The sequence below is a fragment of the Synechococcus sp. MU1617 genome (assembly GCF_020514235.1).
Taxonomy (GTDB): domain Bacteria; phylum Cyanobacteriota; class Cyanobacteriia; order PCC-6307; family Cyanobiaceae; genus Parasynechococcus.
The window spans coordinates 126,939-145,986 of record NZ_VTLB01000001.1; the positions used below are offsets into that span (position 1 = coordinate 126,939).

General features: G+C 58.9%; 19 protein-coding genes and 1 tRNA gene. 13 read left to right on the forward strand and 7 right to left on the reverse strand.

Annotation, left to right across the window (positions count from 1 at the left end; translation table 11 throughout):
• Positions 1-49 precede the first annotated feature (49 nt).
• Positions 50-583, reverse strand: a complete 534-nt coding sequence (locus FZZ90_RS00780) for a YqhA family protein (protein WP_226423892.1) — start codon at positions 581-583, stop codon at positions 50-52.
• Between the two features lie 546 nt (positions 584-1,129).
• On the reverse strand, positions 1,130-1,624 hold the full coding sequence (locus tag FZZ90_RS00785; RefSeq protein ID WP_226423893.1) for an allophycocyanin subunit alpha-B: 495 nt from the start codon (positions 1,622-1,624) through the stop codon (positions 1,130-1,132).
• Between the two features lie 100 nt (positions 1,625-1,724).
• Here FZZ90_RS00785 and rlmD point away from each other — a divergent pair, with 100 nt between their 5' ends.
• A complete protein-coding gene (gene rlmD, locus FZZ90_RS00790; RefSeq protein ID WP_226423894.1) occupies positions 1,725-3,122 on the forward strand; it encodes a 23S rRNA (uracil(1939)-C(5))-methyltransferase RlmD in 1,398 nt (465 codons plus the stop codon).
• Here the strand turns inward: rlmD and pheT are convergent.
• Positions 3,112-5,535, reverse strand: coding sequence for a phenylalanine--tRNA ligase subunit beta (gene pheT / locus FZZ90_RS00795; protein WP_226423895.1), 2,424 nt, complete (start codon positions 5,533-5,535; stop codon positions 3,112-3,114). The genes rlmD and pheT overlap by 11 nt on opposite strands.
• 126 nt (positions 5,536-5,661) lie before the next feature.
• Between pheT and rpmG the strand changes: the two genes are divergently transcribed.
• From rpmG to FZZ90_RS00810, 3 genes are read left to right on the forward strand one after another with little or no spacing between them, the layout of a single operon-like run.
• Positions 5,662-5,856, forward strand: a complete 195-nt coding sequence (gene rpmG, locus FZZ90_RS00800) for a 50S ribosomal protein L33 (RefSeq protein ID WP_186572289.1) — start codon at positions 5,662-5,664, stop codon at positions 5,854-5,856.
• Positions 5,857-5,894: 38 nt separating this feature from the next.
• Positions 5,895-6,116: a 30S ribosomal protein S18 gene (gene rpsR / locus FZZ90_RS00805; protein WP_006041316.1), complete on the forward strand. Its 222-nt coding sequence runs from the start codon at positions 5,895-5,897 to the stop codon at positions 6,114-6,116.
• 10 nt (positions 6,117-6,126) lie between these two features.
• Entirely contained in the window at positions 6,127-8,157 is a 2,031-nt protein-coding gene (locus FZZ90_RS00810) for a ribonuclease catalytic domain-containing protein (RefSeq protein WP_226423896.1), read from the forward strand.
• Here FZZ90_RS00810 and FZZ90_RS00815 read toward each other — a convergent pair.
• A complete protein-coding gene (locus tag FZZ90_RS00815) occupies positions 8,145-9,932 on the reverse strand; it encodes an FAD-dependent oxidoreductase (RefSeq protein ID WP_226423897.1) in 1,788 nt (595 codons plus the stop codon). The two genes, FZZ90_RS00810 and FZZ90_RS00815, sit on opposite strands and share 13 nt — an antisense overlap.
• Before the next feature lie 86 nt (positions 9,933-10,018).
• Here FZZ90_RS00815 and metG point away from each other — a divergent pair, with 86 nt between their 5' ends.
• Together metG and lptC are read left to right on the forward strand one after the other, a co-directional pair.
• The gene (gene metG / locus FZZ90_RS00820) at positions 10,019-11,563 is read left to right on the forward strand and encodes a methionine--tRNA ligase (RefSeq protein ID WP_226423898.1); all 1,545 of its coding nucleotides are present in this window, start codon (positions 10,019-10,021) and stop codon (positions 11,561-11,563) included.
• 7 nt (positions 11,564-11,570) lie between these two features.
• Positions 11,571-12,716, forward strand: a complete 1,146-nt coding sequence (gene lptC, locus FZZ90_RS00825; RefSeq protein ID WP_226424424.1) for an LPS export ABC transporter periplasmic protein LptC — start codon at positions 11,571-11,573, stop codon at positions 12,714-12,716.
• Here the strand turns inward: lptC and FZZ90_RS00830 are convergent.
• On the reverse strand, positions 12,661-13,311 hold the full coding sequence (locus FZZ90_RS00830; RefSeq protein WP_226423899.1) for a cofactor assembly of complex C subunit B: 651 nt from the start codon (positions 13,309-13,311) through the stop codon (positions 12,661-12,663). The genes lptC and FZZ90_RS00830 overlap by 56 nt on opposite strands.
• Positions 13,312-13,358: 47 nt before the next feature.
• On the opposite strand from FZZ90_RS00830, the gene FZZ90_RS00835 reads away from it, so the two are divergent.
• From FZZ90_RS00835 to FZZ90_RS00860, 6 genes are all read left to right on the forward strand, one after another.
• Complete coding sequence (locus tag FZZ90_RS00835; protein WP_226423900.1) at positions 13,359-13,781, forward strand: tellurite resistance TerB family protein; 423 nt, start codon at positions 13,359-13,361, stop codon at positions 13,779-13,781.
• 33 nt (positions 13,782-13,814) lie between these two features.
• A complete protein-coding gene (psb32, locus tag FZZ90_RS00840; RefSeq protein WP_226423901.1) occupies positions 13,815-14,486 on the forward strand; it encodes a photosystem II repair protein Psb32 in 672 nt (223 codons plus the stop codon).
• A 13-nt stretch (positions 14,487-14,499) separates the two neighbouring features.
• Complete coding sequence (pxcA, locus tag FZZ90_RS00845; protein ID WP_226423902.1) at positions 14,500-15,648, forward strand: proton extrusion protein PcxA; 1,149 nt, start codon at positions 14,500-14,502, stop codon at positions 15,646-15,648.
• The gene (cobU, locus tag FZZ90_RS00850) at positions 15,635-16,219 is read left to right on the forward strand and encodes a bifunctional adenosylcobinamide kinase/adenosylcobinamide-phosphate guanylyltransferase (RefSeq protein ID WP_226423903.1); all 585 of its coding nucleotides are present in this window, start codon (positions 15,635-15,637) and stop codon (positions 16,217-16,219) included. Before pxcA ends, cobU begins: the two co-directional genes overlap by 14 nt.
• On the forward strand, positions 16,216-16,707 hold the full coding sequence (locus FZZ90_RS00855; protein WP_226423904.1) for a tRNA (cytidine(34)-2'-O)-methyltransferase: 492 nt from the start codon (positions 16,216-16,218) through the stop codon (positions 16,705-16,707). Before cobU ends, FZZ90_RS00855 begins: the two co-directional genes overlap by 4 nt.
• A gap of 72 nt (positions 16,708-16,779) precedes the next feature.
• Positions 16,780-17,829, forward strand: coding sequence for a M23 family metallopeptidase (locus FZZ90_RS00860; protein WP_226423905.1), 1,050 nt, complete (start codon positions 16,780-16,782; stop codon positions 17,827-17,829).
• 62 nt (positions 17,830-17,891) lie between these two features.
• Here FZZ90_RS00860 and FZZ90_RS00865 read toward each other — a convergent pair.
• Positions 17,892-17,965: transfer RNA gene (locus FZZ90_RS00865), tRNA-Met, on the reverse strand.
• A gap of 47 nt (positions 17,966-18,012) precedes the next feature.
• Positions 18,013-18,321: a hypothetical protein gene (locus FZZ90_RS00870; RefSeq protein WP_226423906.1), complete on the reverse strand. Its 309-nt coding sequence runs from the start codon at positions 18,319-18,321 to the stop codon at positions 18,013-18,015.
• 121 nt (positions 18,322-18,442) lie between these two features.
• On the opposite strand from FZZ90_RS00870, the gene FZZ90_RS00875 reads away from it, so the two are divergent.
• Positions 18,443-19,045 (forward strand): peroxiredoxin, encoded by a 603-nt coding sequence (locus tag FZZ90_RS00875; protein ID WP_226399823.1) that lies wholly within the window; start codon positions 18,443-18,445, stop codon positions 19,043-19,045.
• Positions 19,046-19,048: the final 3 nt, after the last annotated feature.

The following is a 19,048-nucleotide window of genomic DNA, read 5'->3' on the forward strand; positions in this document are numbered from 1 at the left end:
TCTAGATGCACTATGAGACTTGGGATGAGTCTTGTTTGAGACGTGTGCCTTATGACTCATGGCTTGTTCCGTGGCTGCGAACAATCAACCAAGCGCTCAGGGCCAGCATGACCACAGAGCCGCTCAGCGCCAGAAGATCGGTGGCGTTGTTCACTTCGAAGCCAATGGTCTTTTTGAACGCAGCGACAATCAGGCCGACAACAATCACATTGGACAGATTGTTTTTCAGGCTTTGCAGGCTGTTCACCGAGAGAATGTTGGTGTGCTGCTCTGCGCCACCCTCAATGCGTGGATCAAGGTCTGAGATCACCAGTTCATAGATGCCGTAGCCAAAGATCAGCAGGGCAATGCCGATCACGAAGTAATCAACCCCACCCACCATCTGGGCAATTGTCTTTGCAGCAACGCTCTTGGTGCTGAAGGGCAGCCGCATGATCACGAGAAAAGCGTTGAAGACTTCAATCGCCCCAATCACAAAGCAACCAACGCTTCCGAGCAGGCTCAGTACCACCGGCACAATGCTGATCAAGCGGAATTTCCAGATCAGCCGCTCAAACCGTCGTTCAATCCATCGCGCGGCCATGGTTCATTCCGATCAATGCCTGGCCCATAGTCTGACCAACGCAATCGCAAGTCTTGCCTGAGACACATAACGAGCCGCAATGTGAGTCTTGGCTGAGACAAGCGCTATTCATCAAGAATCCAAAAATGCCCTGTTTTGTTTGTTGCGTTCATATATTCCCAGGACGTTCTTCTTCACGTGAAAAAACCTTGCATGAAGGCGCTTGAAGCGGTCCACGGCCAGTCCAGGGGTCATCCGAGATCCCCAAAATGCAGTCTTCTTGGGAACTTTGAGGTCTGCGTACCTGCTGTAGACACAGGTACGCAATTTTGCTTGGTCTTTTTGGTGCTTCGAAGGCCTGCATGGGGCTCAGTCTCTTGCCGACCGTATAGGAATTACTGCGGGACTCAGAAGGCGTCTTGCCTTGTCACCCTGAGACTAGATAGATGCCTCGCAAGTCCCAGGTGAGGCTCGTATCTAGTCCTGTCGATGGTCTCAATCGAGAAAGGTTGACAATAAAAAACCGGGCTCGAAGACCCGGTTCTTTTGAGGACGTTGAGGTTTGAATCAGGTGGACGTTTGCATGCCCTGAATCAAGAAGTCGAAATAGGGAGACGTGAGCTTCACCTGCTGTTCCGAAAGCAGAGATAGGGATGCATCCTTCATGCACTTCATAGCTTCGACCATGCCAGGCATCGGAACACCGAGGCTGTTGTACATCTCGCGCGCTCCCACCAGCCCGATTTCCTGGATCATTTCGGTGCTGCCTGCAAGAACTCCGTAGGTGATGAGACGGAGATACCAGCTGTAGTCACGCAGGCACTGGGCCCGCTGCCGCTGACCGTAGGCATTGCCGCCAGGGGCGACGTACTCGGGTTTGCGACCAAACAGCTGCTTGGCGGATTCGTCGACGATCTTCTTTTCGTTCTCGGTCAGAACCTTGACCACAGAAACGCGCATGGCGCCTTGGTCGAGGAAATCCACCATGGTGCGGAGTTCTCCGCTGGTGGGATACCGCAGATCGTCATCGGCCTGGAGGATGAGATCCCGGACAACGCTCATGGAACTGGGCAGGCTTCGTGGAGTTTAGTGGTCTCGACCCGTTCACTAGACCCTTCACCGCCCGGGTGTTACGCCATTGCAATGGCAGGGAACCGAGAGCATGGACAAAGTCGACAGCCCGAACAGCAGTGAACCTCGGCCGGGGCTCACCATCGAGCTCGAGGCTGTTGACCTGGACCGCGACGGCAAGGGTCTGGCCCGTTGGAACAACTGGGTGATTGTTGTTCCCAATCTCTTGCCGGGGGAGCGCGCCACGGTTCAGCTGCAGCAACGCCAAAAGTCGCGCTGGTTGAGCCGACGGGTGGATCAGATCTCGTTTTCCGAAGATCGGCGCCGCCCACCCTGCATCCTTGCCGATGACTGCGGTGGTTGCACCCTGCAACGCCTGGATGACCCCGCCCAAACCCGTTGGAAAGCCCAGCAGATTCAACAGACCATGCAGCGAATCGGGGGCATTGATGTTGCTCCCGCGGCAACTCTTGTTGATGACGAACGCTGTTTTGGTTACCGCAATAGAGCCCTGATCCCGCTGAAGCGGGACCAGAACGGCCGGCTGAAAGCCGGCTACTTCCGACCGAAGACCCACAAGATCGTCAACCTGAACCACTGTCCGGTGCTCGATCCACGCCTGGACGCGTTGGTGGAACCACTCAAGCAAGATCTGGATGCAGGGGGGTGGCCGGCCGACCATGACCTGCTCGAAGCCCAGGGCCTGCGTCACCTCGGGCTTCGTCTGGCCAGCGCCACTGGCGATGTGCTGATCACCTTGATCAGCAGCCATGCCCAGCTTCGAGGCCTTGAGGACCTCGCGCAGAGCTGGGTGCAGCGTTGGCCCGCGGTGAAAGGGGTCTGTCTCAACCTTCAACCCAAGGCCAACAACCTGGTTCTCGGTCGAACCACCCATTGCCTGGCAGGTGTTCCCACGATCGAGGACAAGTTCTGCGGCATCAAGCTCTCCCTCAGCAGCACCACCTTTGTTCAGGTGAACACGCCGCAGGCGGAACGGATTGTTCAGCTGCTCAGCGACTGGCTTTCGCTTCAGTGCGCCGGCGGACGTGTGGTCGATGCCTATTGCGGCGTGGGGACCATTGCCCTGCCCCTGGCCAAAGCCGGTTTTGTTGTTCAAGGTCTGGAACTGAACCCTGACTCGGTGGAGCAGGCCCGGCTGAATGCCATGCACAACGGCCTCTCCTCCCGCTGTGCATTTCATGCAGGCGATGTGGCAGACCTCCTCGCTGCTCAGCTGGAGGACTGTCAGGCACTCGTGCTGGATCCACCGCGCCGGGGTCTTGATCGTCGCGTGGTGGACAGCATCCTTGAGCACCCCCCTGGCGTGCTGGCCTACCTCAGCTGTGACCCTGCCACCCAGGCGCGGGATCTGAAAGCACTGCTCCACCCATCAGGCCCCTACGAGCTGGAGATGCTCCAGCCCGTGGACTTCTTCCCCCAGACAACGCACCTTGAGTCGTTGGCGCTGCTGAAACGGATCAGCTCCTGAGTTCTGCCTGAAACTGCTTGCTCAAAGCGGCGCGCACCTTGTCGTGAACGGGCTGAATTTTGTCGTCGGTGAGGGTTTCATTCTTGCCGCGATAGCGCAGACGGAAGGCTTGGCTCACTTTGTTGTCGCCAAGCTGCTCGCCCTCAAAGCGATCCACCAGTTCCACCTGTTCCAGAAGAGGTTTACCCGCCTTGCGGATGGCTTGGATCAGATCGGCAGCTGCACTGGATCGGTCGACCACCACGGCAAGATCCCGCTCGCTGAAGGGAACTGTTGGGTAGGGCTTGAAGGACGGCGTCCAGCGGTTGCTGCGGGTGGCTGCATCCAGCAGTCGCACCAGATCGAGTTCAAACAGATAGGTGGCTTCAGGAAGATCAAGCTCCTCAGCCACGGCAGGGTGAAGTTGACCGAAACAGCCCAAGGGACGGCCTTCCAGTACCAGGGTGGCGGCCCGACCCGGATGCAGTCGTGCATCGTCGATCAGACGACGGTCTGACAGCTCCAGCTGCAGGGCCTCCATCACCCTGGTCAGAACGCCACGGGCCTGGAAATAGTCCGGTGCCTGTGGCTTGCCACTGGTTGCCCAGGTGGAGAGGCGTCGATCTCCGCAGATCACCCCACCCAGAACGGCGGTCTGGCTGACGGCTTCCGGGGAACCGCTGTAGGTGTTGCCGATCTCGAAGACGGAGCACCCCCGCTGGGATGCCTTCAGATTGCGAACACAAATCTGCAGGTGCTCTTCCCAGAGGTTGGTGCGCAGATGGCTTGTGTCGGCTAGCAAAGGATTGCTGATGGCGATGCGCTGTTCTTGCTCTGAACCAGGAACGAGTGACAGGGTCGTGACCTCTTGCAGCCCAGTGGCACAGAACAGCTGCCGCAGGCGCCGTTCTGCCTGCTGGCGCGGTGTGAGGGCACCGGGCTCCAACGGATCGGGTAGATGGGCCTCGAACCGATCGAAGCCCACAAGTCGGGCCACTTCCTCGATTAGATCAACTTCTCGCTGCAGGTCTTGCCGTCTTGAGGGCGGCGCAACCACCTGCCATCCCTGTTCATGGGCCGAGAGCTGGCAACCCAGGGCTGACAGGCAGTTTTCGATGCTGGAGTCATCCAGATCCTCCGGGCCATCAGCAGCATCGAGGGGTCCAAGCAGTTGATGCAGAGCACTGCGCCGCAACAGCACCGCTGCCGCTTCTGCGGGCCCGGTGCCGCCCACCCAACGGCCCTTCTCAGCACAGGAAAACTCCTGACTCAACAAGGCCGAGGCACGGGCCGAACATGGCAGGGTCATTTCAACAGGTAGCCCCTTTTCGAAGCGGCTGCTGGCATCGGTGCGCAAGCCCAGGGCCCGGGCGGACTGGCGAACCCGCGGCGCAGCAAACAGGGCGGATTCCAGCCAGATGTTCCGGGTTTTGGCGGTCACGCCACTCTCGAGACTCCCCAGCACACCTGCAATGGCCACAGGCCTGTCATGACAGGTGACGACCTGAACACGGCTGTCGAGGCTACGTTTCTGATCATCAAGGCCAACGAAGATTTCCCCGTCGCGAGCGGGACGGACAGCAAAGCTCTTCGCATCCACCGGTTGGCCGGTTAGTTGTTCCAGCGCATCGGCGTCAAAGGCGTGGAGGGGCTGCCCCTGCTCCAGCATCACCAGATTGGTGACGTCGACCACGGCATTCACGCTTTTCACACCACCGCGCTCGAGACGCTGCTGCAACCAGTTCGGTGAGGGCTTGGAGCCATCCACACCCTCGATCCTGGTGATCGAGTAGAAGCAGCCGTCCAGTTCTGTGTTCAGCGGAGTGGAGCTGGGATTCAGATCCAGCTCGGGAAGGCTCAGGCTGCCACCGGTCAGGGCTGCCACCTCGCGAGCGATACCCACCATTGAGAGGCCGTCAGGGCGATTGGCGGTGATGGCCAGCTCCAGAACGGTGTCGTCGAGTCCGAGCAGGGGTGCCACAGGCGCCCCGGTTGGTGGCAGCGATTCCTGAAGCTCATCAAGGATGGCGATGCCGTCTGATTGATCCGTGAGGCCCAGCTCGGTCAGGGAGCAGATCATTCCGTTGCTGGCGACACCCCGCAATTCGCCGGCTTTGATCGTCAAGCCAACGGCGGGGAGGGTGGCTCCGACCATTGCCACCGGAACATGGATGCCGGCACGAACGTTGCTTGCACCACAGACGATCTGAATTGGCTCCTGAGCTCCGACATCCACGCTGCAGACGCTCAGCTTGTCGGCATTGGGGTGTTTATCCCGCTCCAGCACGTGGCCGACCACAACGCCCTGGGCCCGGGCGCTGAGGTCATCAACGTCGTCCACCTCAAAGCCCGCCATCGACAGGCGCTCGGAGAGATCGTCCACGGACTCATTCACCTGGACCAGCTGTTTCAGCCAGGAGATGGATACCCGCATCGGATCTAAGCCAGACAGCGCGCGATCTTAGGAAGTCCCCCTGGATGAGCTGCTTAGGACCTGTCGGGTCAGGGGGTAAGCTCGATGTTTGTCAATTCGCTTCGCACCTGCGGCGCAACGTCCTTTATGGCCAAGAACAAGGGCGTCCGGATCGTGATCACTCTCGAGTGCACCGAATGCCGGTCCAATCCCGCCAAGCGTTCACCCGGCGTGTCTCGCTACACGACGGAAAAGAACCGCCGGAACACCACCGAACGGCTGGAGATCAAAAAGTTCTGTCCCCACTGCAACAAGGCCACGCTCCATAAGGAGATCAAGTGACCTTGCAGGTCCGTCTTTCCTCCATCCGTTCCTGAGTCATGTCCAGCTCCTTCTTCAAGAAGCGTCTCTCGCCGATCAAACCCGGTGATCCCATCGATTACAAGGATGTGGATCTTCTCAAGAAGTTCATCACCGAACGCGGCAAAATTCTTCCCCGTCGCCTCACCGGCCTCACCGCCAAGCAGCAGCGCGATCTCACCAACGCCGTCAAGCGTGCCCGCATCGTTGCCCTTCTGCCGTTCGTGAACCCCGAAGGTTGATCCTCGGGCGTTGAACAATTCCATCCAACCCGGAGACACCGTCGCGGTTGTTCTCAAGGGTTCTCCTCTTCTCGGCCGTCTTCTGTCCATCAAGGGCAGCAAGGCGGTTCTTTCTTTTGGTGGTCAACGTCGTGACCAGGGCCTGCCCCTGCGCGATCTGATTGCCATTGATCCTGAGCATCTCTTCGAACAATGTGACCTGCCTGGCCCTGAGCAGGTGCAGGACAGCGCGCCATCAGCACGGGCCGTCGTCGAGGCCTGGCAGCTGCTGGAAATGGATCAACCTGGGGGCATGGCTCGACTGAGCCTTTGTGAGCTGGGCGAGTTGGTGTTGACCCCGTTCGATCTCGCCGGTCTGGCAGCGCTGTGGGCCTGGCTACATGGAAGCCAACAGTTGTTCCGCTGGCGTCGAGACCGCTTGATCCAACCACTCCCCTGCGAGGAACGGGACAGCCTGCGGCGCCAACGCCGTGCTGAGCGGCAGGTGCAACAGCATGAAAAACGGCAGCTCGTGTTGCTGCGGGCGGAGCGAGGCCTCAGCGACGATGAACGCCTCGAACTGGGCCAGGTTTGGGATGAGCGCTTCAGCCACTGGATTCAGTTGCTGAAAGACAATCCCGCGGCGGTGGGCTCCGACCTGGATCTCCAGCAGTGGTCGGCACCCTTATCGATCGGATCCGATGCAGCCGATCTGCGGCAATGGTTGATCGTGCGTGGGTTGCTCGATCCCAATGAGCCCATTGGTTTGAGAGGCAGCGTCTGGTCTCGTCGTTTTCCCACTGATCTGGTGGAGGAAGCGAATCGCCTTGTTGCTCTGTCGAATGAAGAGCTGCCTGGGGATGAGCAACGCATCGACCTCACGCACCTGGCGACCTACAGCCTGGACGATGCAGGAACCCGCGAAATTGATGACGCTCTCTCCCTGGAGCGTCGTGACGGCGTTGATTGGATCTGGATCCACATCGCTGATCCCAGTCGGCTGATCGGCATTGACTCCCCCCTCGATCAGGAAGCCAAACGTCGGGCCACCAGTTTGTATTTGGCGGAGGGTGTGATGCCCATGCTCCCTCTTGAGCTGGCAGCCGGTCCCCTCAGCCTGCGGTCCGGGCAGCGTTGTGCAGCCTTGAGTGTGGCCGTCCACCTTGATGATGATGGTGCTGTGGCGGAACAACGGATTGCGCGCAGCTGGATCCGACCGCGCTACGGCCTCACTTACACCGATGGTGATGAGCTGATCGAGTTGGCTCCCCCAGGCGATGAAGCCTTGTCGGATCTCTCGCGACTCTTGATTCAGCGCATGCGCTGGCGCCGCTCCAAAGGGGCCGTGATGTTCGACCGACCCGAGGGCCGCTTCCGCCGCAGCGATGGGACGTTGACGCTGCAGGTGATTGACCCGTCACCCTCCCGCCTGATGGTGAGTGAAGCGATGCTGCTGATGGGCGCTGTTGTGGCCAGCTTTGGGAAAGAGCACAACCTGCCACTGCCCTTCCGCAGTCAGCCTGCGGCGGAGCTGCCCTCCAGCGATGAACTCAATCGAATCCCCGAGGGCCCAGCCCGTGATGCGGCGATTAAGCGCTGTTTGAGCCGTGGCGTGCAGGGAACGCGACCCATGCCCCATTTCAGCCTCGGGCTTGAGGCCTATGTGCAGGCGACATCACCGATTCGACGCTATGCCGATCTCGTGGCCCACCGCCAGATCATTGCCCAGCTTTCGGCGATTGCGCCGATGGATGAAGAGCATCTGGGTGAAGTGATCGACGATCTCGATGATCCATTGCGCCAATCCATTCAGATCAGCCGGGAGGATCAACGCCACTGGCAGCAGGTGTGGTTCGCTGAGCATCAGAACACCGTTTGGTCGGCCGAATTCCTGCGCTGGTTGCGGCCGCAGGATCGATTGGCCCTGGTTTATGTCAGCGACCTGGCCATGGATCTGGTCGGTTGTGTGACTGCAACAGCCGCTGAGCCCGGCGACGCTCTTGAACTCAAGGTGGGTCGTGCTGACCCCGTACGCGGTGAGCTGCAGCTTCAGTTGTCCTGATCCAGAACCCCTGTGATCCGCACCCACGGACCCCATGGATTTTTTACGCCGCGCAGACTCACCCTTTGGCCGGCGTGATCCGAGGCGGAAAGCCAGCGGTGAATGGCGGGTTCCAGCGTGATCAGGGGCGAGAGTCCTTCTGCGGTTTGCAATTGATAGCCCTCCTGAAGGTTGCCTGTGAGCACGCCACTGAGACCGACCTCATGAGGCTGGTTTGGCGCCTGGTTCACGCCGGGGGGAATGAGCGTGCTGGCCCGTGGGCCTGAAAGGCAGCCCTTCGCATCCAGGTGTTCAGGTCGAGCCAAGCCCTGCTCCTGAGCTGTAACCCAGTGCGGATGCCAAAGCGGCCAGTCCCAGATCGGGAGCACTGCCGCAGGGGCTTGGGGCTCGTGGATCAGTGCTGACTGGATGGCATCAACCGCCAGATCACCAACGGCACAGCCCTGGCGAACGGCCATGGCCGCTGCAAGACCCGCCACCTGGCCCAGATTGAGGATCAAAGGCTGCAACCGCGTTGCCCCATTGGCCATATGGCTGACGCTGAAGCCTTTCTCCGCCATCACAAGGTTGGGAATCGATTCTGAGATCAAGGCATCGAAGGGGATGCAGAAGGGCGTACCGCTCCAACGCCCTCCCCAACGCACACTTTTCTGTGCGAGGGGCCAGTCCTCACCGGGGTAGTGATGGTCATTGGCGTAGGTGCCCACAGCGATGCTGGTGCAGCGTCCCTGGGCATCAACCGGTAGAGGTCCCCGCTGGGCTCCCTTGGACATCGGCAAGAGGTCGCATTCCGTGACCGTTGATCGACCCATCAGCCGCCGACCTTCCCGCCAGTACGGCATCAACGCCAGGCTGGGGTCTTCACCTGGAAAAGCGTTCCCTGCAGCGATCCAACCACCGCTGCATTCCGACAGCGCCGCGAGGAAATCCTTGCTGTGCCCCTGCATCTCTTGAGCCAGCTCTGCACGAACCTCGGCATCCGCACTGAGAGCTCGATCGAGACCTTTGTGCCAGTCGTTGCCCTCCAGGGGCCAATTCAGCATGACCAGGCCGCTGGGCAGACGGCCATAGGTGATGGTTTTCTCGATGCCGAAGCTGGCGATGCTCTGATCAAACGGAATCCGCGGGATCGCATCCGCGCGCTGCGGATCGAGATCCCCATGCAACTGACCCATCACCACCCAGGTGGGTGACTGAATGGGTTGTTCTTGAAAGAAGGCTTCGCTCTCGAGCCTGCACTGATCGGGTGCACTGGGTTCATCCCAGATCTCCTTTGCTTCCCAACCCCAGCGGAAAGGAGCCGAGGACAGGGCAAGCAGATCACCCAGGTCACTGCCGTCAACAAACACATCGGCGGAGAAGGTCTCGACACCATTTGCGCTGTGGATCTCCACGGAATGGAGGCGGCCCTGCTGGCCGTGAACCTGCTCGAGCCTGCTGTGGGGACGCCACTCCAGCTTGGGCTCGGCAGCCACCCAGCGTTGCAGGATCCGTTCGGCCGTTTGCGGCCTGTATCCGAAACAACTCACCCAGTTCTGGTCGAGCCCGCTCGGCTCCTCCAACTCCAGCTGCCGCAGAAATGCGCCCCAGATCCCGGTCTGCCAACAAGTCAGTTCATGGCCATCCGGGGCGCAGACTCCTGCCGAACTCACCATGCCCCCCAACCAGGGGCCGGGAGTGAACAGTGTCGTGTCAGCTCCTGATCTTGCACTCTGCAGAGCAGCAGCGACGCCTCCGCAGCCACCACCCCAAACCACCACGTCGCGTTGGGTCATGGCCAGGGTGGTTTGGCTTGGAGCGCAATGGGCATGCTCGTTAGAGTCTGTCGTCGCTGCGGTGCAGCGGAGTTCGAACTTTTCTGATGCCCTACACCCTTACGACTCCGCTCTATTACGTCAACGATCGTCCCCATCTGGGCAGCACCTACACGACCCTCGCCTGTGACGCCCTGGCTCGCTTCGAGCGACTCCGGCTGGAGACGGTGACCTTCGTGACCGGTGTTGATGAGCACGGTCAGAAGATTCAACGCACGGCAGAACGTCAGCAGCTGAGCCCCCAAGATCATTGCGATCGCGTCAGCAGCCGCTACCGCGATCTCTGGAATCAGTGGGGGATTTCCCACGATCGCTTCGTGCGCACCACCAACCCGCGCCACTTGGAGTTGGTGGAGCAGTTCTACGAACGGGTCAAGGCATCCGGCGACATCGTTGTTGGCAAGCAAACCGGCTGGTACTGCGTTGATTGCGAGGAATACAAGGACGATCCGGCCGAAGCCCAGTCGCCTTCCTGTTCGATCCACCGCAAGCCTCTGGAATGGCGCGATGAGGAGAACCTCTTTTTTCGGCTCTCCCGCTATCAATCCGCGATTGAGGAGTTGGTGGCTCGGGATGACTTCATCGCGCCTGCCAGCAGACGACAGGAAGTGCGCAACTTCGTCGGCCAAGGCTTGCGTGACTTCTCCATTTCACGGGTGAATGTGTCCTGGGGTCTTCCAGTACCCGACCATCCCGGTCACACCTTTTACGTCTGGTTTGATGCCCTGCTGGGATATCTCACAGCACTTCTCGACGACGGCGAAGCGGTGTCACTGGACCGGCTTGCCTCTTGCGGTTGGCCCGCCTCCGTGCACGTGATCGGCAAGGACATCCTTCGCTTTCATGCTGTCTTCTGGCCTGCCATGTGCATGTCTGCAGGACTGCCGGTGCCGCAAAAGGTGTTTGGCCATGGCTTCCTCACCCGGGAGGGCCAGAAGATGGGCAAATCCCTTGGCAATGTGTTGGACCCGGAATTGTTGCTGGAGCGATGCGGCACCGATGCCGTTCGTTGGTATCTCCTGCGCGACATCCAATTCGGAGACGACGGAGATTTTCAACAACAACGCTTTGTGGATCTCGTCAACAACGACCTCGCCAACACCATCGGCAACTTGCTTAACCGCACCTCGTCGATGGCCCGCAAATGGTTCGATGACGGCGTTCCCCCGGCAGGAGCAGCCTCAAGTGCTGACCATCCCCTGGCTATCAAGGCTGCGGAATCCGTCAGCACGGTGATTGAGGCGATGCCGCAGTTTGCGTTCAAGACAGCCGCCGAGTCGATTCTTCAGTTGGCAATTGCCGCGAACGGCCATCTCAATGACACAGCTCCCTGGAGTCGCATGAAGGAACCCGGTCAAGAGGCGAGCGTTGCCGAAGATTTGTTCGCAGTGCTGGAAACCACCCGGATTGTTGGCCTTCTGCTTGCCCCGCTGCTGCCCGACCTCAGCGAAAGGATTCTTGCCCAGCTCGGGCAAAGCTTGGATCAAAACAACTGGTCGAATCAGCTGAATTGGGGCAGGCTGAGCGGCGGTTCTGCGCTGCCGAAGCCAACACCGGTGATGCAGCGGTTGGAACTGGATGAACCCCTCTAAACAAAGCATGCTGGGTCGGTTGTCGCGTAGTGGTTTGACGGCTGCCCTTGTGGCGAGTGCATTGCTGACCGCTTGCACGACACGTCGGCCAATCACGGTTGAACCCACGCCTTCCTTCGTGTTTCGATCGCTGGATTTGAGTCAACGGACCGACGACGGCAACCGTGACTGGGATCTCAGCAGCCCCGAGGCGCGTTACGACCTGAGCAGTCGAACCATCCGTGCACGACGTCCTGAGGGCGTTCTCTATCGCGACGATCAACCGCACTACCGGATCACTGCTGATCTCGCCACGGTGTTGAGAGATGGAGAGCTCGTCGTTCTTGAAGGATCGGTTCAGCTGCGGCAGTTGAACCAACGGGGGCTGACGATTGAGGGAGACAATCTGATTTGGACGCCATCGCAGTCGCGGATGGTGATCAATCAACGGCCAACGGCCAATGATGGCCAGACGCAAATTCGATCCCGCGAGCTGGCCTTCCAGCAGGACACCGAGGTGCTGGTGTTCAGCGGCCCGACCCAGCTGAACCGTGTTGATGAAACAAGTGCTGCTTCAACAGTGGTGCGCGGTGGCAGCGGAACCTGGAATCTGAAGAGCGGTTTGATGCAGGCGCCTGGTCCGGTGGAGGCCGTGCGCAGTGATGGCCGAACGCTCAACGCATCGGGCCTGGATGGCAATACCCGCAAGGGTTACCTCGACCTTCAACAACCGGTCATGCTTGTGCTCGAAAACGAACGGGGAAGGATCACTGCCGGACGGACGCGTTGGCTGTTTTCGGCGAAGCAACTTCAATCCGATCAACCCCTTCAGGCTGATTTGAAAAACAGCAAAGTGCAGGGCGGGGGATTCAAGCTTGATGAACGCACTGGCACTGTGATCATTTCCAGGGACTGTCGCGTGGAGCAGAAGTCGGAAACGCTTACGGCTCGCAGGTGTGCATGGAACTGGCGCAGTGAACGGGTTGTGGCTGATGGTGATGTGGTTCTTCAGCGAACCAAGCCTGAGCAGATCACGCGGGCATCACGCATGGAAGCCAAGCTCTCTGATGATGGCGAGATCCGTTTCGGCCAATCCGGAGCGAGGGTTGAATCCAGGATCAAGCTGAGTCCGGCAGCACAGGAGAAACCTCGCCGGCCCCAAGTGTCGTTCTGAGCCGCTGGGTCCAGCCCTCAATCCATCGTTCATCCGATCGGGTGAAACATCGCGGTGACCAGCCCCCCACGATCACGGCTCCTTCGTTGCCCATGGGGCATACAACGATGGAAGGGAGTGAAGGCAGCATCGCGTCGAATTCCGCCCGGCCCGGAAACAGTGTTGTGTTCACCAGTGAGATGGTTTGGTCACGTTCAAGGGCCCGTTTGGTGATCGGCCCTGGCTGAAACGAGTCCTGACTGATTAGGCCTCGACGCAACACGACCTGTTGGCGCCACAGCACGAGCACCGATGCCGCTGGCGTTGCCGTCAGCAGCATGTGGCTGCCCCAGGCCAGCTCCTGTTGTTGGTCCTTACTGAACTGATCCGCCATCACCAGTCCCTGCTCTCCCTTCAACGGAACCTTCTCCGCTGATTTGGGATTGGCCCTTGTCCAGAGCACAGCCACCAACATCAACCCAACCGCTGCCATCCCCGCCAGAACCTCTGCTCTTTGCAGTTCGGGTGTCACGGTCTCCGCTAACCCAGCATTGGTCACGGTCAGACCCAGCAACAAGAGCGCACAGATCAGAACGGCTCGGGCGGGACCTGGCATCAAAGAAGGTTGCTGTCAGAACGCAATCATCCTGCTCAAATACGGACATGTGCGTCTCTGCCATGACGACTCCCGAGGCTTTTGCCGCCATTGCCCTCGCCGCCGTTGCCTGTGATGGAAAGCTGGGGCGGGATGAAGCGCATGCCCTGCGCTGTCAGCTGGAATACCGATCGCTCTACAGCGACAGCTCTGAAGCTGCGATGGGTGAATTGTTTGATCGCCTGCTGCTGCTGTTGCGGGAGCAGGGCGTTCAGGGCTTGATTGCCTCTGCCTTACCGCAGCTCAATCGAACACAGCAGCAGTCGGCCCTGGCTGTGGCCGCGCATCTGGTGCATGCAGACCGCAAGATCACAACGGAGGAGACCGACCTCTTGGATCAGCTCACCCGTCAGATGACGTTGCCCGACAACGAAGCCTGCATGGTTGTTGAGGCAATTGAAGCCCTTAACCGCGACATGCTGGACAGCTAACGGCAGACTGAGGGAGTCATAACGCTTGAAGGGATGCCTCGTTCCGCCAGACGCCTGTTGGCCAGCCTGCTTAGTTTCGGGTTCTGTCTTCTCCTCTGCGCCCCTGCCAGTCTGGCGATCTCACCTGCCGCGTTGGGTGGAAGCCTGCCGGATGCACTGGTGATCGACGATGCCGACGTGTTCAGCCGCGCCAGCCGTGGTGAATTGGAGGTGAAATTGCGCAGTTTTGATGATCAACGGGTGGACGCCCGCTTGATCACGCTGCGGCGATTGGATTACGGCATCAACTTGAACAGCTTCGGTGAGGAACTTCTCGAGACGTGGAGCTCCCCCAGCGGTAATCCCCTGCTGTTGATGTTGATCGAAACCTCCAACAAGCGTTCAGCCGTGGTCGCAAATCAGGAGCTCGAAGCACAACTTCCTGCAAGCCTGCTGAAGAGCACCGCGCGGACAACGATGACGGTGCCCCTGCGGGAGGGCGATCGCTATCGCCAGGCATCTGTTGATGGCCTCACTCGACTTTCAACTGTCCTCTCGGGTGGGGAAGATCCTGGTCCTCCGAAGGAAATTGAACGGGTCACTCTGCCCACCAACATTCCCACCAAGGCGGAAACCGCTGAGAGCGATGCCACCAAATGGGTGATCATCTTGTTGGTGCTTGGAACCATCATCCCGATGGCCACCTGGTGGGTGTTCTCGCGCTGAAGACCTAACTGCGATGAGCCGCCGTAACTGGATCAACCTGTTCAGCAACAGCCAATCCATCGAACTCTCGAGTGATCTTGAGCGTGGATACGAGGCGGCTCTTCTTATCCAAAGCCTGGAATTGGAGTACTACGGCGACCGGCAGATCCGGCCGGACCTCAAGCTCTCTGTGCCGCGCTCTGTTCAGGCCACGATTCTGCGTCGCTTCAAAACGGCGCTGGCCATTTGCCGTAATTCAGCAGCCAATCTCTCGGAACAACGGGGCCAACTGGATTCCCAGGAGCTGCGTCAACTCCAACTGATTGAATCCGTCGTGAGCCGCTATGGATCGCGACGATCCAGCAGTTCACCGTCGATCAGCCGCTCACCGGATGCCCTGCCCCGTTCGCTTCTCGGTGTCTTCGACAGCATTCGACTTCAATTGGATCCTTCGACCGAGGACAACTTGGTTGCCGGCTATCGACGCCGAAGGGACAGCACGCTGATTTCATTGAGGGTCCTGCTGCTTCTCGTTCTGGTTCCCTTGCTGGTTCAACAGATTGCGGGGACCTATTTGATCTCCCCTGTGGTGAATCAGTTTTCACCTGAACTTCCTTTCTTGAGTTATCCCAAGCCTCAGTTGGAAGAGAAGGCAGCTGAAAAACTTCGGGTCTACAAGCAAGAGCTGGAATTCGATGCCTTCCTCAAAGGCGACCAGCCCCTGGCTGATGGCGCCCTGCGCGACAAGCTCACCGAAAAGGCAACGGAACTCAAGCAGGATGCCGATCAGGAAAGTCTCAAGGCAATTAAAAATGTCTTTGCAGATTTGGCCGGCCTAATCGCTTTCACCGTGGTGTGTTTTATGAGCCGCGATGAACTGCGGGTTCTTCGAGGATTTTTGGATGAGGCTGTTTACGGGCTGAGTGATTCCGCCAAGGCCTTCGCCATTATCTTGTTCACTGACATCTTTGTTGGATACCACAGCCCGGAAGGTTGGTCGGTGCTGCTGGAAGGAATTGCCGACCATTTCGGCCTTCCCTCCAGCCAGAGTTTCGTCAATCTCTTCATCGCGACATTCCCAGTGGTGTTAGCGACGATCTTCAAATATTGGATTTTCAGGTATCTCAACCGTGTTTCTCCGTCTTCCGTCGCGACGCTGAAGGGGATGAATGGCGGTGGTTGATCCCACGTTCCATCTGGAGCCACCCATGGCAGGCCAGACCAGCCGCTTAATCCTGGTCAGCGGACCAGCCCGCAGTGGCAAGAGCCGTTGGGCTGAGCATCTTTTGCTTCATCACCCTGTTGTGACCTACATCGCCACCGCTGCCACCCGACCGGATGACCCTGATTGGCACAAGCGGCTGGAGGTCCACCGGAAGCGTCGACCCGACCACTGGAGCCTCGCTGAATGCGGAGCAGACCTGGTGAACGTCATCGACAACCTTGCTCCAGGCCAATCTGTTCTGATTGACGCGCTTGGAGGATTCGTTGCCCATCACCTCGACCTAAATGCATCGGAGTGGGAGCACCTCTGTGAACGGCTGATCGCCTCGATCAGGTCATCGCATTGCACTTTTGTTCTGGTGATCGAAGAGACAGGCTGGGGCGTTGTCCCCCCAACACGCATCGGTGGCTTGTTTCGGGATCGTCTTGGAAGCCTTGCCCAAGCACTTGACCGTGTCGCCAACGCCGCCTGGTTGGTTCTCCAGGGTCGCGCTCTGGATCTTCATGGCCTAGGCCAGCTTGTGCCATGACTGAGTTTGCCCCCCTGCGTATTGCCCTGTACGAGCCCCAGATCCCACCGAACACCGGCAACATCGCCCGCACATCGGCAGCCTTCAGCATTCCACTGACCCTGATTGAACCTCTTGGATTCAAGGTGGATGATCGGAGCGTTCGCCGTGCCGGTCTTGATTACTGGCCCCACGTTCAGCTTTCAATCGCGTCGAACTTCCCCGAGTTTCAAGCTGAGCTCCAACCTGAGCAGAGGTTGATCGGTTGCAGTCGTCGTGGTGGCTCATCGCTCTCGTCGTTCACCTTTCGACGAGGGGATGTTCTGCTGTTTGGCCGGGAAGACACGGGGCTGCCGGAACCGGTGCGCAAAGCCTGCGACAGCATCCTCACGATTCCAATGCCTGGAGCTGCTGATGACGCTGGCCAGGGGGGCGTACGCAGCCTCAACCTTTCCGTCGCTTGCGCATTGGTGACCTACGTCGCTGGAGAGCAGTTGCGGTTGTGGTGATCTCACCACTGCTCCAAACCCCCTTGCGCCGTGATGTTCGGCTCGTTACCTTCAACGCGTCTCAGGGTTTTCATGCGCGCATCGCTTGCTCTGGCAGCTGCAGTAGCCCCTGTTGTGTCATTGGGTCTGTGGAGCTCCCTACCCGGTATTGCCGATAACGCCACCTTTGAACTTGCCGAGCTGCCTCCCCTGCCAGCTCTCGAGCTTTCTGATTCCATCGCCGCCGGCAATAAAGCCAAAACGACTGCCTCCGTTTGGTTCAAGGTCGTTCGGGCCACGTCACTGAGGCGTTTCTCTGAGCTGTTCAACCTTGATCCTGAGGTTCTGGCCACGTTGAACAACGTGCCTTACTCCCATGTTTTTGAAAAGGAGAGTTGGCTCTCTCTGCCTGGCTCTGCGCGGGCTGTTGCGGTGACGCTGTCGTCACTCAAACGGACCAGTGAGCGTCAGACGCTTCCAGTTGCTGCTCCGCCACCGGTCGGCACCCTTGCCAAAATCCAGAAGGGTGATTCTTTGGCTGCTTTCCTTAAGCGTCACGGTGTCACCCAGGAACAGCTCAAGACTTGGAATCCTGGGCTTGATGTCAGTGGTTTGACTGTTGGCCGGGAGCTCCAGATCGCTCAGGCTTCCTCAGGGCAGTCACTTCTTGCTGTTCGTCCGCTTCGGAGTGGAGGTGCTGCTTGGCCAGAGCAAACTCTGCTGCCTATCGCCGACCAGCCCGACCACCTCAAACCCCCAATCGTTGGTTACCAGTGGCCAACCAAGGGTGTTTTTACCTCAGGTTATGGATGGCGTTGGGGTCGGATGCATAAAGGGATTGATATTGCCAACAACACCGGAACCCCTGTCCTTGCAGCGCGTGATGGGATCGTCTCCTTCTCAGGCTGGAGCGGTGCCTACGGTTATCTGGTCGAAATCGCCCACAGCGATGGTGAATCCACGCGTTACGCCCACAACAGCCGCCTTTTGGTCAAGAAAGGTCAGGTTGTACCCCGTGGTGCTCGAATTTCATTGATGGGAAGCACCGGACGCAGCACCGGACCTCACCTTCACTTTGAAATCCGTCGCGCCGGTGGCGCTGCTCTCAATCCCCTGGTCAAGCTTCCGGCACGAAAGGCCTGAATCAATCAAGCTCATATCCAAGCTGGTAACGAGCAGGCTGCTCCCCAGCTTGAATCAATGAATGTCAGAGGGGAGACTTGAACTCCCGACCTCAGGGTTATGAATCCTGTGCTCTAACCAGCTGAGCTACTCTGACGCAGGCCCTTCAGGCCAGTGTCCATCATACATCTCAGGGGTTCAGCCTCAGCGCATGTCGATGGCATTGAGGCGGTCGCGAAAGGATCTCGGCTGGTCATCCTTGATCAGAGGCGTCTCTGTCTCAACAACGGGTGTCGGTGCAGGTAAAGGTGCTGGCTCGGCGACTCGTGAGGGCGACGACCGTCGGCTTGCTCCGCGATTCCCTCCCAAGCTTTTCAGCTGCCCTGTGCGCTGGTCTCGATCCAGAGGTTTCTTGCGCAGATCTCCTTTCAGCTGGTTCAGCAGACGGAAATGTCCAGTAGAGCTGAACTTGCGCAGCAGAGCTGGGTCCCAGCTGGTGAATCGATCAGTCATCGTCTGAGTTTATGGCGACGGAGGGCGGCATCCGTGATAGGTTGAAACATGAAACTGGAAGTCGATTCGACTACGTGTTAAGTCGATTGCGGCCTTCAGCTCACTCCTTCACCCCCCGATCATGACCGACACCGGTTGCTTGCGTGTGGGCCAGCAGGCCCCTGATTTCACAGCCACCGCAGTGGTGGACCAAGAGTTTAAGGAAGTCACCCTGTCCCAGTACCGGGGCAAGTACGTGGTGCTGTTCTTCTATCCGCTGGATTTCACCTTCGTTTGCCCGACTGAAATCACGGCCTTCAGCGACCGCTACGCCGATTTCTCCAGCAAGAACACCGAAGTCCTCGGCGTTTCCGTGGACAGCCAGTTCAGCCACCTGGCCTGGATTCAGACCCCTCGCAATCAGGGCGGCCTGGGCGATATCAACTATCCCCTCGTTGCCGATCTGAAGAAGGAAATTTCCACGGCGTACAACGTCTTGGATGATGCCGAGGGTGTTGCCCTGCGCGGCTTGTTCATCATCGACCCCGATGGTGTGATCATGCACGCCACCATCAACAACCTGCCCGTTGGCCGCAACGTGGATGAGACTCTTCGGGTTCTGCAGGCCTTCCAGTACGTGCAATCCAACCCCGACGAGGTTTGCCCTGCCAACTGGACTCCTGGTGAAAAGACCATGAAGCCTGATCCCAAGGGTTCCAAGGAGTACTTCTCCTCCATCGGCTGATTC

Bases quoted from the DNA above. Each gene is read 5' to 3' on its own strand.
- FZZ90_RS00780 (WP_226423892.1), bottom strand. From the start codon at position 583: ATGGCCGCGCGATGGATTGAACGACGGTTTGAGCGGCTGATCTGGAAA.
- FZZ90_RS00785 (WP_226423893.1), bottom strand. From the start codon at position 1,624: ATGAGCGTTGTCCGGGATCTCATCCTCCAGGCCGATGACGATCTGCGG.
- rlmD (WP_226423894.1), top strand. From the start codon at position 1,725: ATGGACAAAGTCGACAGCCCGAACAGCAGTGAACCTCGGCCGGGGCTC.
- pheT (WP_226423895.1), bottom strand. From the start codon at position 5,535: ATGCGGGTATCCATCTCCTGGCTGAAACAGCTGGTCCAGGTGAATGAG.
- rpmG (WP_186572289.1), top strand. From the start codon at position 5,662: ATGGCCAAGAACAAGGGCGTCCGGATCGTGATCACTCTCGAGTGCACC.
- rpsR (WP_006041316.1), top strand. From the start codon at position 5,895: ATGTCCAGCTCCTTCTTCAAGAAGCGTCTCTCGCCGATCAAACCCGGT.
- FZZ90_RS00815 (WP_226423897.1), bottom strand. From the start codon at position 9,932: ATGACCCAACGCGACGTGGTGGTTTGGGGTGGTGGCTGCGGAGGCGTC.
- metG (WP_226423898.1), top strand. From the start codon at position 10,019: ATGCCCTACACCCTTACGACTCCGCTCTATTACGTCAACGATCGTCCC.
- lptC (WP_226424424.1), top strand. From the start codon at position 11,571: ATGCTGGGTCGGTTGTCGCGTAGTGGTTTGACGGCTGCCCTTGTGGCG.
- FZZ90_RS00830 (WP_226423899.1), bottom strand. From the start codon at position 13,311: ATGCCAGGTCCCGCCCGAGCCGTTCTGATCTGTGCGCTCTTGTTGCTG.
- FZZ90_RS00835 (WP_226423900.1), top strand. From the start codon at position 13,359: ATGTGCGTCTCTGCCATGACGACTCCCGAGGCTTTTGCCGCCATTGCC.
- psb32 (WP_226423901.1), top strand. From the start codon at position 13,815: ATGCCTCGTTCCGCCAGACGCCTGTTGGCCAGCCTGCTTAGTTTCGGG.
- pxcA (WP_226423902.1), top strand. From the start codon at position 14,500: ATGAGCCGCCGTAACTGGATCAACCTGTTCAGCAACAGCCAATCCATC.
- cobU (WP_226423903.1), top strand. From the start codon at position 15,635: ATGGCGGTGGTTGATCCCACGTTCCATCTGGAGCCACCCATGGCAGGC.
- FZZ90_RS00855 (WP_226423904.1), top strand. From the start codon at position 16,216: ATGACTGAGTTTGCCCCCCTGCGTATTGCCCTGTACGAGCCCCAGATC.
- FZZ90_RS00860 (WP_226423905.1), top strand. From the start codon at position 16,780: ATGCGCGCATCGCTTGCTCTGGCAGCTGCAGTAGCCCCTGTTGTGTCA.
- FZZ90_RS00870 (WP_226423906.1), bottom strand. From the start codon at position 18,321: ATGACTGATCGATTCACCAGCTGGGACCCAGCTCTGCTGCGCAAGTTC.
- FZZ90_RS00875 (WP_226399823.1), top strand. From the start codon at position 18,443: ATGACCGACACCGGTTGCTTGCGTGTGGGCCAGCAGGCCCCTGATTTC.